Consider the following 12,745-nt stretch of genomic DNA (forward strand, 5'->3'; position numbering starts at 1 on the left):
CGTGTCAGGCTGGGCGCATGGGTGTCCCCGCGCTGCTGCTCGCCGTCGCGGCGCTGCTCGTCCTCGGCACCACGCAGCTCGCGGCCTGGGGGCTGTTGAAGCGGAACGGCTGGATCGGGATCCGCACGCGCCCGCTGATGGCGAGCGACGAGGCCTGGCGTGCCGGGCACGCGGCCGCGCTCCCGGCGCTCCGCAGCACATGCCTGTCCGTCGCGATCGGTGGCGTCATCGGCGGGATCGCGGCCGGCGCCGGCATGAACAGCGTCGCCAGCTGGGGCGCGCTCCTGCTCGTGGGCGGCATCGTCTGGAGCACGTTCCGGGCGGGGCGCGCGGCGAAGGCGGTCACGCGCCGGAGCGACGCCGAGCTCCACGCGTCGCGCCCGGCCCAGCGACCCGGTCCCTCCCGCCGCTAGGCGTCGCGGTCCGAGGCCGCGTCGAGCTGCGCGCGGAGGGCGTCGGCCGTCGTCACCGGGAGGCGGCAGACGAAGTCGGCGCACAGGTACGCGGTGGCGGTGGATCCGGCGGCGCGGTCGGCGAGCAGCTCGAAGCCCGCGTCGGCCCACGCGCGCGCGGCGGTCTCCGTGACGACCAGCGCCACGTCAGGCGGGCGGATGCGGCCGCGCGCGAGGCCCGCGAGCGGATCGCCCGCCACGTCGGCGCCGTCGGGCAGCACCACGACGAGCTGCCGGCCCGCCGCCTCGATCACCGCCGCCTGCTCGAGCGCGCCGCCGAACGCGATCGGCCGGGTGGCGCCGCCCGCCGTCACCGTCGCGAGCGCGGCGCGGGCCGCCCGGTCGTAGCGCGGATCCGCCGTCAGCTGACCGAGCACGCGCGCCGCCGACGCCGCCGCCGTGAGGCCCGACGGGTACGCGCCCTCGGACGGGTCGGACGCGAGGTCGAGGCCGAAGCCCGCGAGCACCGGATCCGCGCCCGTCGGCACGCGGAAGCCCGCGGCGCCCGGCTGCGGACCGGCGTCGGCGGCCGCGATCGACGCGTCCACGATCCCGCGGGCCCGCACCGCGTACGCGACCTCGCCCGTCGCGAGCGCCAGCGCGAGCAGCCCGTCGGCGAGCATCCCGTGGTCCTCGAGCGTCGCGACCGCGGGCGAGACCCGGCCGTCGATCGACGCGCGCACGAGCGAGCCGTCGGCGCGCACGTGCTCCCGCAGCAGCATGTCGGCGGCGGCGCGGGCCGCGTCGATCCACGCGGGCCGGCCGAACGCGCGGCCCGCCCGGGCGAGCGCGCCGATCGCGAGCCCGTTCCAGCCGGTGAGCACCTTGCCGTCGACGGCCGGCGGCTCCTCGGCCGCGCGCCCGGCGGCATCCAGCACGTAGTACACGCCCTCGACGCGGCGCCCGCCGACCGTGCTCTCGGAGTCCTGGGCGGACGCGAACCCGCCCGACGCGCGCCGGAGCGTGCCCGTGAGGAACGCGACGATCCCGCCAGCGACCTCCTCGTCGCCGGCGCGCGCGTAGGCGTCGAGGAGCAGGGCGTTGTCGTAGAGCATCCGCTCGTAGTGCGGCTCGGACCAGTCGCGGCGCGTGGAGTAGCGGAAGAACCCGCCCTCTACGGGATCGCGCAGGTCCGATCCGGCCATCGCGTCGAGCGTGCGGCGGACGAGCGCGCCGGTCGCCGCGGCGCGCTCGGGCGCGAGGGCCCCCGAGGTCGCGAGCGTGTCGAGCAGCAGCACGACGGGCGCGACGGGGAACTTGGGCGCGGATCCGAACCCGCCGTGCTCCGGGTCCTCGAAGCCCGCCAGGTCGGCGGCGACCCGGTCGAGGGCGGCGGCGTCGGGCAGGGGCGAGGCGACGGATCCGCGCGCCGAGGCCTCGCGGATCGCCGCGCTCAGCTGTCCCGCGCCCTGCTCGACCTGGTCGCGCCGAGCGGTCCAGGCGTCCGCCACGGCGTCGAGCACCTGCCGGAACGACGGGTGCCCGGCGCGTGGCTCGGGCGGCGAGTAGGTGCCCGCGTGGAAGGTGCGGCCCTCGGGCGTCGTGAACACGTTGAGCGGCCAGCCAAGCTGGTCGGTGAAGGCGCCGGCGGCGGTGATGAGCGCCGCATCCACCTCCGGGTGCTCCTCGCGGTCGACCTTGATCGCGACGAACCCGTCGTTGAGGCGCGAGGCGAGCGCCGGATCCTGGAACGTCTCGCGCGCCATCACGTGGCACCAGTGGCAGGTGGCGTAGCCGACCGAGACGAGCACCGGCACGTCGCGGCGGCGGGCCTCCGCGAACGCCTCCTCGCCCCACGGCCGCCAGTCGACCGGGTTGTCCGCGTGGCTGAGGAGGTACGGGCTGACGGCGTCGGCGAGGCGGTTGGGCATGCGTCCACGCTACGCGCGGGGCCGGCGGCGGGGTCGGGCGGGCGTCGGGCCGTCCGTCAGATCCAGTCGCGCTTGCGGAAGATGCCGTAGAGCACGCCGCTCACGCCGAGCATGAGCACGAGGGAGAAGGGGTACCCCCAGTCCCAGTGCAGCTCCGGCATGAGGTCGAAGTTCATGCCGTAGACGCTCGAGACGAGCGTGGGCGCGAAGAGGATGGCCGCCCAGCCGGAGATCTTGCGGGTCTCCACGCTCTGCCGGTTGCTCGACTCGCTCAGCTCCCGCATCTCCTCGTTCTGGCGTTGGCCGACGAGCGTCGAGTTCACGGTGAGGATGTCGCGCAGCAGCACGCGGAACTCCTCCACGCGCTCGTTGACGACGATGACGTGGTCGGCGACGTCGCGGAGCGCCTGCTGGAGGTCCTCGCTCACCTCGTACTTGCCGGATCCCGCCTGCAGCTGCTGGAGCATGCCGCCGAGCGGGCGCACCGCGCGCTGGAAGTCGATGACCTCGCGGCTGAGCTCGTAGATGCGGCGGGACACGGCCGGATCCCCGTCGAAGACCTGGTCCTCGATCTCGTCGATGTCGGTGGCGAGGCCCGTGACGACGGGCGCGTAGCCGTCGACGACGGCGTCGAGGATCGCGTACAGCACCGCCTGCGGCCCGTGCGAGAGGAGCTCGGGCCGCTCCTGCATGCGCGCGCGGATGGCGGAGAGGTCGGGCGACTCCGCGTGCCGGACGGTGATCACGAAGTTGCGGCCGAGGAACACGTGCAGCTCGCCAAACTCCACCTCCTCGCGCTCGTCCACGTAGCGGGCGGCGCGCAGGACCGTGAAGAGGGTGGAGCTGTACCGCTCGGTCTTGGGCCGCTGGTGGGCCTGGACCGCGTCCTCCACCGCGAGCTCGTGCAGGTCGAACTCCTCGGCGAGCGCCTGCAGCTCCTCGACCGTGGGCCGGTAGAGGCCGATCCACGCCATGGCCTCGGGCCGCTCGTCGAGCTCGCGGAAGGTGTCGGCGAGCATGGCGGGCGAGGCGACGCGGCAGCCGTCCACGTACAGGCCGTTGTCCACGAGGCTCGGGCGGCGCGCGCCCGCCGGGTCGATGCCGTCGGCCTCCCGCTCGGCCCGCGCGCGCGACGCCCCGCCGCCGGCATGCGCGCCGAGGGGCGCGACGCCCTGGGCGATCGCGGACGTGAGGCGCGAGCGGATGCGGTGCGGGGACATGACGGACACCGTACCCGGCGGAGGTGACACGCCCGTGCCGCTCGGGAGCGCCCCGGTCAGACCACCTGGTCGGGGTGGCTGCCGACGCGTCCGGCGGCCTCGAGCGCGGTGATCCCGGCCACCTCCTCGTCGGTCAGCGCGAAGTCGAAGACGTCCGCGTTCTCGATCAGCCGCTCCCGGCGCGTGGTCTTCGGGAAGACGATCGTGCCGCGCTGCACGTGCCAGCGCAGCACGACCTGCGCGTCCGTCCTCCCGTGGGCCAGGGCGGCGTCGCGCACGACCGGTGCGTCGGCGACGGCGCCGCGGGCGAGCGGGCTCCACGCCTGCACGGCGATCCCGTGCTCGGTGAGGTACGCCGTGGTCTCCCGCTGCTGGTGCCGCGGGTGCAGCTCGATCTGGTCGACCGCGGGCGCGGGCAGCCCGGCGGCATCCAGCGCCTGGAGGTGCGGCACGAGGAAGTTGGAGACGCCGATGGAGCGGGTGATCCCCTCCTCGCGGGCCTGGGCGAGCGCCTCCCACGTCTCCACGAAGAGGCCGCGCTCGGCGGCCGGCCAGTGGATGAGGATCAGGTCGACGGCGGGGAGGCCCAGCCGGTCGAGGCTGCGGCGCATCGCCTCCGCTGCCCGCGCGCGCCCTTGGTCGTCGTTCCAGACCTTGGTGGTGACGAAGAGCTCGTCGCGCGGGATGCCGGACGCGCGGATCGCCCGCCCGACGCCCTCCTCGTTGCCGTACATGGCCGCGGTGTCGATGTGCCGGTAGCCGACCTCGAGCGCCTCCGCGACGATCCGCTCGGCGTCCCCGTCGGGCACCTTGTACGTGCCGACGCCGAACTGCGGGATGGGGACGCCGTCGCCCATCGCGACCGACGGGATGGGCGTGCGGAGGACGGCGCCGCTCACGCCCCGAACCGGTCGACGAGCTCGCGCTTCAGCACCTTCCCGCTCGGCCCGAGGGGCAGCGCTTCCACGATCTCCACGCGTCGAGGGTACTTGTACGAGGCGATCCGCTCGCGCAGGAACGCGATCACCTCGGCCGGGTCCACCTCGGCGTCCCCGCGCACCACGATTGCCGCCGCCACCTCCTGGCCGTGCAGCTCGTGCGCGACGCCGAACACGGCGCACTGCGCCACGTCCGGGTGCCGGGCGAGCACCTCCTCGACCTCGCGCGGGTACACGTTGTAGCCGTTGCGCAGGATCATGTCCTTCGTCCGGTCGACCACGCGGATGCAGCCCTCGTCGTCGATGGTGCCGAGGTCGCCCGTGCGGAACCAGCCGTCGACGATCGCGCGCGCGGTGTCCTCGGGCCGGTGCAGGTAGCCGTTCATGAGGTTGTGGCCGCGGATCACGATCTCGCCGAGCACGCCGCGCTCGAGGAGCTCGACGCGGTCCTCGTGCTCGGGGTCGGCGATCTCGATCTGCACGCCCCAGATCGGCTTCCCGACGGTGCCCGGCCGGGCCGGAAGCCCCACGTGGTTGAAGGAGGCGACCGGCGAGGTCTCCGTGAGCCCGTAGCCCTCGTGGATCTCCGCGGAGAACGCCTCCCGGAACGCGTCGATCGCGGCGACCGGGAGCGCGGCGCCGCCCGAGATGGCGTAGCGCAGGGCCGGGCGCGCGGGGTTCCGGGCGGCGGCGGCCAGCAGCGCGAAGTACATGGTCGGCACGCCCATGAACACCTGCGTGTCGTGCTCGACCATGAGCGCGAGGGCCGCGTCGCCGTCGAAGCGCGGCACCATCACGATGGTCGCGCCCGCGCGGAACGACGCGTTCATGGTGCAGGTCTGCCCGAAGGTGTGGAACAGGGGCAGGCAGCCGAGGATCCGGTCGCCCGCGCGCAGGTCGAAGGTGTCGAGCAGGAGCACGTCGACCTGCATCACGAGCGCGAGGTGGCAGCCCTCGGCGCCCTTCGGCTGGCCCGTGGTTCCCGAGGTGTAGAGGATCGTCGCGGTGTCGGACGGCCGGCGCGGCACGTACGTGCGGATGGGCGTCGCGGCCCGCGCGAGCTCCTCCAGGCGCTCGGGTCCGCCCTCGGAGGAGGCGGGCACGAGCACGCTGATCACGGGCACCTCGGCGAGCGCCGCGCCCTTCGCGCCCTGCTCGAGCAGCGGTCCCGCGCACACCAGGAGCGCGGATCCCGAGTCGCGCAGCACGTACGCGATCTCCTCGCTCTTCAGCAGCGCGTGCACGGGCACGACCACGCCGCCGAGCGCGAGCACGGCGTAGTAGACGCGTGGGAAGTCCGCGACGTTCGGGATGAGCATCGCGACGCGCGTGCCCTCGCCCACCCCGAGGTGGCGGAGGGCGCCCGCGTAAGCGCGCGTCTCGTCCCAGAGCTCGCGGTAGGTGGTGGAGACGTCGCCGACGACCACGGCGACGCGGTCGGCGTGCCGGTCGGCGGACTCGGCGAGGATCGCGGCGACCGAGACGGAGGCGAACCCGCCGTGGGGCTGCTCGTGCTCGGGCTGGAGGGGCGTGTCGGAGCTCATGGACGGATCCCGTCGGTCGTCGTCGGCTCGGGAGGCGGCTGCGACCCGCGCGCCGCGTGGTCCCGGCGCCTTTCCCCGAAGCTACCTCCGGGCCCCCGCCACGGGGAGGGGCGACGGTGCGCGGATAGACTCAAACCAGCATGGAATCCAGCATCGCGTACCCGCCCGAGCTCCCCGTCAGCCGGATGCGGGACGAGATCGCCGACGCCATCCGCGACAACCAGGTCGTCATCGTCGCGGGCGCGACGGGCTCCGGCAAGACCACGCAGCTGCCGAAGATCTGCCTCGAGCTCGGTCGCGAGAGCATCGGCCACACGCAGCCCCGTCGCCTCGCCGCGCGCACCATCTCGGAGCGCATCGCGGAGGAGCTCGGGGGCGAGGTCGGCCAGCTCGTCGGCTACCAGGTGCGCTTCACCGACAAGGTCTCCGCCGACACCCGCATCAAGCTCATGACCGACGGGATCCTGCTCAACGAGCTGCAGCGCGACCGGCTGCTGAAGAAGTACGACACGATCATCATCGACGAGGCCCACGAGCGTAGCCTCAACATCGACTTCCTGCTCGGCTACCTCAAGCAGCTGCTGCCGCGCCGGCCCGACCTGAAGGTCATCATCACGTCGGCCACCATCGACCCGCAGAGCTTCTCGCGGCACTTCGGCGACGCGCCCATCGTGGAGGTCTCGGGACGCACGTACCCCGTGGAGATCCGCTACCGGCCGCTCGTCGCGGAGGCCGCCGTCGCGGGCGAGGATGACGACCTCGCGGACGCGCCGATGGAGCGCCCGGCCGACGACCGCGATTACCTCGAGGGCATCAACGCCGCCCTCGACGAGCTCGCGGGCGAGTCATTGGGCGACGTGCTCGTGTTCCTCAGCGGCGAGAACGAGATCCGCGACGCCGAGGACGCGATCCGCTCCCGGAACCTCCCGCACACCGAGGTGCTGCCGCTCTACGGGCGGCTCTCCTCGGCCGACCAGCACCGCGTCTTCCAGCCGTCGACGCAGGCGGGCGTGCGCCGCCGCATCGTGCTCGCCACCAACGTCGCCGAGACGAGCCTCACGGTGCCCGGCATCAAGTACGTGATCGACGCCGGCACCGCGCGCATCTCCCGCTACTCCGTGCGCTCGAAGGTGCAGCGGCTCCCCATCGAGGCGATCTCGCAGGCGTCCGCCAACCAGCGCTCGGGCCGCTCCGGCCGCACGAGCGACGGCATCGCGATCCGCCTCTACTCGGAGGAGGACTTCCTCCGCCGACCCGAGTTCACCGAGCCGGAGATCCTCCGCACCAACCTCGCGGCCGTCATCCTGCAGATGGTGTCGCTCGGCCTCGGCGACATCGCCGCGTTCCCGTTCCTCCAGCCGCCGGACTCGCGCGGCATCAAGGACGGCGTGGACCTCCTCACCGAGCTGGGCGCGGTCGTCCGCTCCCCCGACGGCACCCCCGCGCTCACCAAGGTGGGCCGCGACCTGTCGCGCCTGCCCATCGACCCGCGGTTCGCGCGCATGGTCGTCGAGTCGCGCAAGCACGGGGTGAGCCGCGAGGTCATGATCATCGTGGCCGGCCTCACCATCCAGGACGTGCGCGAGCGCCCGCTCGAGAAGCGCCCGCAGGCCGACCAGCAGCACGCGCGCTTCGTGGATCCGTCGAGCGACTTCATCACCCTCCTCAACCTCTGGAACTACCTGGAGGAGAAGGAGGCCGAGCTCTCCTCGAGCGCGTTCCGCCGCATGTGCAAGGCCGAGTTCCTCAACTACGTGCGCGTGCGCGAGTGGAAGGACGTGTTCCGGCAGCTCCGCCAGCTCGCCCGACCGCTCGACCTGCAGATGAACGAGCCCAAGGCCGACCCCGACGGGATCCACAAGTCGCTGCTCGCGGGCCTCCTCTCGCACATCGGCCTGAAGGATGCGCAGAAGAAGGACTACGTGGGCGCCCGCCAAGCGCGGTTCGTGGTGTTCCCGGGATCCGCGCTCGCGAAGAAGCAGCCCGACGCGATCATGAGCGCCGAGCTCGTGGAGACCAGCCGCCTGTTCGCGCGCACCAACGCGGCCATCGACCCGGCGTGGGCCGAGCCGATCGCGGGCGGGCTCGTCAAGCGCACCCACAGCGAGCCGCACTGGGAGAAGAAGCAGGGCGCGACCGTCGCGTGGGAGCGCGTGACGCTCTACGGCGTCCCGATCGTGCTCAAGCGGCGCGTGCAGTTCTCCCGCATCGATCCCGCGTACGCGCGCGAGCTGTTCATCCGGCACGCGCTCGTCGAGGGCGACTGGGAGTCGCAGCAGGCGTTCGACCGCGCCAACCGGAAGCTCCGCGAGGAGCTCGCCGAGGTCGAGGTGCGCACGCGCCGCCGCGACATCCTCAACGACGACGAGGCCGTCTTCGAGTTCTACGACAGGCGGATCCCGCGCGACGTCGCCTCCACGCGCGCCTTCGAGGGCTGGTGGAAGAAGGCCCGGCAGGAGACGCCCGACCTCCTCACGATGACCGCCGAGGAGCTCCTCGCCGAGGACGCCGTCGACGTCGACGAGGCCGCGTTCCCGCCCACCTGGCAGCAGGGCGACCAGCGCCTGTCCCTCACCTACCGCTTCGAGCCGGGCGCGCCCGACGACGGCGTCACCGTGCAGGTCCCGCTCGCGCTCCTCGCGCGCCTCAGCCCCGCGGGCTTCGACTGGCAGGTGCCCGGCATGCGGCGCGATCTCGTCACCGCGATGATCAAGGCCCTCCCCAAGGCGCTCCGCAAGAACGTGGTGCCCGCCGCCGACTGGGCCGACCGGCTGCTCGAGGGGCTGCCCGAGCCGGATCCGCAGCACCCCGTGGCCTTCACCACCACCCTCGCGGGCCTCATCATGCGGAAGGCCCACGTGCGCGTCGCGGACGACGACTTCGACCTCGACCGGATCCCCGCCCACCTGCGCATGGCGTTCCGCGTGGTCGACGAGCGCGGCCGCGAGGTGGCCGCCGGACGCGACCTCACCGAGCTGCAGGCGCGACTGTCCAGCCGCGCCCGCGACAGCGTCGCCCGGGCCACCGCGCGGCCCGTCGAGCGCGTCGCCGGCGCGAAGGGCGGTGCGCCCCGCGGCATGGAGCGCACCGGCCTCACCACGTGGGACCTCGACGAGCTGCCTCGCTTCGTCGACACCGCGCAGGGCGGCACGGGCGACAGCCGGCACGTCATCCGCGCGTACCCGGCGCTCGTCGACGAGGGATCCACCGTCGCGATCCGCCTCATGGCGACCGCCGAGGACCAGGCGCACGCCATGCCCGGCGGCGTCCGGCGCCTCCTCGTCCTCGCCATCGCCAACCCCTCGGCCTACGTGAAGCAGCACCTCACGAGCCAGGAGAAGCTGATGCTCGCGACGAGCCCGTACCCGAACGTGCAGGCGCTCTTCGACGACTGCCTGCTCGCGTGCATCGACCAGGTGCTCGAGCGCGTGGCCCCCGGCGGCGCGATCTACTCGAAGGAGCTGTTCGAGACGGCGCGCGACCGCGTCTCGGGCGTCGTCATGGACTCGATGTTCGACACGGTGGCGCTCGTCAACCGCGTGCTCACGGGCGCGCGCGACGCCGAGCGCGCCATCAAGCAGGCCACGAGCATGCAGCTGATCGGCGCGCTCACCGACGCGCGCGACCAGCTCGCGGGCCTCGTGCACCCGGGCTTCGTCTCCGCCACCGGTCTCGCCCGGCTGCAGCGCCTGCCCGCCTACCTCTCCGGGCTCACCCACCGCGTGCAGCGCCTCCCCGACCAGCCCGCGCGCGACCGCGCGTGGATGACCGAGGTGCAGAAGGCGACCGACCTCTACCGCGAGGCCGGCGGCGTCATCCCGTCGGCGCCGCGCGCGCCCGAGTCGCTCGTGCACGCGCGCTGGATGCTCGAGGAGCTGCGGCTCAGCCTCTTCGCCCAGCATCTGCCGACGGCCGAACCGGTGTCGCTGCAGCGGATCCGCAAGGTGCTCGCGGGCTGACGCGCCGGGTCGGCCGCCGGATCGGGCGGGTGGGTGCTGTCGCGCCCGTCCTCGATTTCGTATACAACGGCGTGTACAGCGCTGTCGACACATGGATGTTCGCTGCGGGGAACATGGCGGTAACACGGCGTCAGCAGAGTGGTGGACACGGCGCCCGCCGGAGCGCGTCGCGCATCCCTCCCTGCACCGTCGTCCGTGAAAGGTCGTGCCATGTCATCAGAGACCCGGCCAGCTCCGCCCGCCACCGCACCCGCCGCCGCACTCGCCGCCACCGACTCGCCCACCCGCACCGCCACGCGGGAGAGCCTCGAGGACTACACCCTCCGCTTCGCGCCCCGCTCCTACCGCCGATGGACCGCCGGCGTCGTCGCCACGAGCGCCCTCGGCGGCATCGCGTACCTCGCCGACTTCTCCATCGGCGCCAACATCGGCATCGCGCACGGCACCACGAACGCGCTCCTCGGGATCCTCGTCGCCGCCGTCATCATCTTCGTGACCGGCATCCCCCTGGCGTACTACGCGGCCCGCTACAACATCGACCTCGACCTCATCACGCGCGGATCCGGCTTCGGGTACCACGGCAGCGTCATCACCAACGTGATCTTCGCGACCTTCACCTTCATCTTCTTCGCGCTCGAGGGCTCGATCATGGCGCAGGGGCTCGAGCTCGGCCTCGGCATCCCGCGGCCGGTGGGCTACGCGGCGTCGACGCTGCTCGTGATCCCCCTCGTGATTTACGGGATGAAGGCGCTCTCGAAGCTGCAGGTGTGGACCACGCCGCTCTGGCTCGTGCTGATGGTGATCCCGTTCGCCTACCTCGTGATCGCGAACCCCCGGTCGGTTGGCACCTTCCTCGCCTACCCGGGCGAGGGCGGCGGGACCGGCGGCGCCGACCTCGCCTCCGTCATGCTGGCGGCCGGCGTCTGCCTCTCGCTCATCGCGCAGATCGCCGAGCAGATCGACTACCTCCGCTTCATGCCGCCGAAGACCGACGCCAACCGCGTCGCCTGGTGGCGCGCCGTGATCCTCGCCGGCCCCGGGTGGGTGCTCTTCGGCGCCGTCAAGCAGGCCGTGGGCCTCTTCATCGCCGTGTACCTCATCGCCACGCTGGATCCCGCCGCGTCGGCCACCGCCAACGAGCCGGTCCACCAGTTCCTCGGCGTCTACGAGCAGATGATGCCGGGCTGGCTCGCCCTCGCCCTCGCCGTCGTGCTCGTGGTGATCTCGCAGATCAAGATCAACGTCACCAACGCCTACTCCGGATCCCTCGCCTGGACGAACTCGTTCACCCGCGTCACCCGCACGTACCCGGGCCGCATGGTCTTCGTGATCGTCAACCTCGTCATCGCGCTCGCGCTGATGGAGCTCAACATGTTCGACTTCCTCAACACGATCCTCGGCTTCTACGCCAACTGCGGCATGGCCTGGATCGTCACCGTGGCGACCGACATCGCGATCAACAAGCACATGCTGGGGCTCTCGCCGAAGCACCCGGAGTTCCGGCGCGGCATGCTGCACGACTGGAACCCGGTCGGCGTCGTGGCGCTCGCGCTCAGCGCGGGGATCTCCATCGCCATGTTCTTCGGCGCCTTCGGGCCGGGCATCGCCCCGTTCTCGCCCATGTTCGCGGTCGGCATCGCGATCGTCGCCACCCCGCTCATGGCGATCCTCACGCGCGGCCGCTACTACCTGCGCCGCACCGACGACGGCATCGACCTCCCGATGCTCGACGCGGACGGCAACCCCTCCGCCGCGCTGCTGCGCTGCCACGTCACGGGGCTGGAGTTCGAGCGACCGGACATGATCCTCTCCGCCGAGCGCGCGGAGGACGGCTCGCCGCAGTACATCTCCTCCCTCGCGCTCGCGACCGACAGGACGGGGCACTACGTGCTCCCGGCCCAGCGATGAGCCGCACGCTGACGGCGCCGCCGCACCGGAGGATCCTCTCCCCTTTTGGACCGTATGGTGCAGGGATGAGCGACGACGACACCGCCCCCGCGACCCCGACGGCGTCGGCGACCGGGACCGGAGGGCGGCGCTCGCGCACCGATTACGTCTACGAGCAGCTCCGCGACCGCCTCATGAGCGGCGCGTACGCCCCGCGGACCCGGCTGCGGGAGGACGCGATCGCCGCCGAGATGCAGGTGTCGCGGACGCCCGTGCGCACGGCGCTCTTCATGCTCCGCAGCGACGGCCTCATCGAGAACGACGAGTACGGCTACCGCGTCGTCATGCCGGACCTCCAGAACCTCGCCGCCCTGTACGAGCTGCGCGTGACCCTCGAGATGCGCGGGATCCAGCGCACCATCGACTACGACGCCGCCGCCTACGACCTCCCGCTGCTCACCGCGGAGCTCGACCGGTGGCGGGAGTTCGCGGAGAGCCCGCCGTCGCCGACGCCGCAGTTCGTCGTCGAGGACGAGCGGTTCCACGTCACGCTCTGCCGCGCGGCCGGCAACGAGGCGATCGTCGACGCGCTCGAAGCCGTCAACCACCGCATCCGCTCGGTGCGCATGTACGACTACGTGACCGAGGACCGCATCACCGCGACCGTCCAGGAGCACCTGGCGATCGGCGACCTCGTGGTCGCCGGCGACGTCGAGGCGGCCAAGACCGCGCTCGGCGAGCACGTCGGCGTCTCCATGGACACCGTGATGGCCCGGGCCACCCGCGCCATCACGAACATGGTCACCCGCGGCGTCCTCTGACGCCCCTCCTCCCCGCCTGACCCGCGACAGCCGCGCCGCCCGATCCCCCGGGC

The 12,745-nt window shown here is 72.8% G+C and carries 8 protein-coding genes; 4 read left to right on the forward strand and 4 right to left on the reverse strand.

What is annotated here, in order from left to right; all coding sequences use genetic code 11:
* The first annotated feature begins 17 nt into the window (after positions 1–17).
* Positions 18–413, forward strand: a complete 396-nt coding sequence (locus CMN_RS11655) for an SdpI family protein (protein ID WP_015491012.1) — start codon at positions 18–20, stop codon at positions 411–413.
* Here CMN_RS11655 and CMN_RS11660 read toward each other — a convergent pair.
* The 4 genes from CMN_RS11660 to CMN_RS11675 are packed head-to-tail and all read right to left on the reverse strand — an operon-like array spanning position 410 to position 6,025.
* Entirely contained in the window at positions 410–2,323 is a 1,914-nt protein-coding gene (locus tag CMN_RS11660) for a thioredoxin domain-containing protein (protein WP_015491013.1), read from the reverse strand. The two genes, CMN_RS11655 and CMN_RS11660, sit on opposite strands and share 4 nt — an antisense overlap.
* A 56-nt stretch (positions 2,324–2,379) precedes the next feature.
* Positions 2,380–3,552 (reverse strand): magnesium and cobalt transport protein CorA, encoded by a 1,173-nt coding sequence (locus tag CMN_RS11665; RefSeq protein WP_080606003.1) that lies wholly within the window; start codon positions 3,550–3,552, stop codon positions 2,380–2,382.
* Positions 3,553–3,599: 47 nt separating this feature from the next.
* On the reverse strand, positions 3,600–4,442 hold the full coding sequence (locus CMN_RS11670; RefSeq protein WP_015491015.1) for an aldo/keto reductase: 843 nt from the start codon (positions 4,440–4,442) through the stop codon (positions 3,600–3,602).
* A complete protein-coding gene (locus tag CMN_RS11675) occupies positions 4,439–6,025 on the reverse strand; it encodes a long-chain-fatty-acid--CoA ligase (RefSeq protein WP_015491016.1) in 1,587 nt (528 codons plus the stop codon). Before CMN_RS11675 ends, CMN_RS11670 begins: the two co-directional genes overlap by 4 nt.
* Positions 6,026–6,165: 140 nt before the next feature.
* On the opposite strand from CMN_RS11675, the gene hrpA reads away from it, so the two are divergent.
* The 3 genes from hrpA (at position 6,166) to CMN_RS11690 (ending at position 12,692) form a co-directional block, all read left to right on the forward strand.
* Positions 6,166–9,984, forward strand: a complete 3,819-nt coding sequence (gene hrpA / locus CMN_RS11680; protein WP_015491017.1) for an ATP-dependent RNA helicase HrpA — start codon at positions 6,166–6,168, stop codon at positions 9,982–9,984.
* Positions 9,985–10,194: 210 nt separating this feature from the next.
* Complete coding sequence (locus tag CMN_RS11685; RefSeq protein ID WP_015491018.1) at positions 10,195–11,892, forward strand: purine-cytosine permease family protein; 1,698 nt, start codon at positions 10,195–10,197, stop codon at positions 11,890–11,892.
* Between the two features lie 65 nt (positions 11,893–11,957).
* Positions 11,958–12,692, forward strand: a complete 735-nt coding sequence (locus CMN_RS11690; RefSeq protein ID WP_015491019.1) for a GntR family transcriptional regulator — start codon at positions 11,958–11,960, stop codon at positions 12,690–12,692.
* The last annotated feature ends 53 nt before the right edge of the window (positions 12,693–12,745 follow it).

The sequence above is a fragment of the Clavibacter nebraskensis NCPPB 2581 genome (assembly GCF_000355695.1).
GTDB lineage: Bacteria > Actinomycetota > Actinomycetes > Actinomycetales > Microbacteriaceae > Clavibacter > Clavibacter nebraskensis.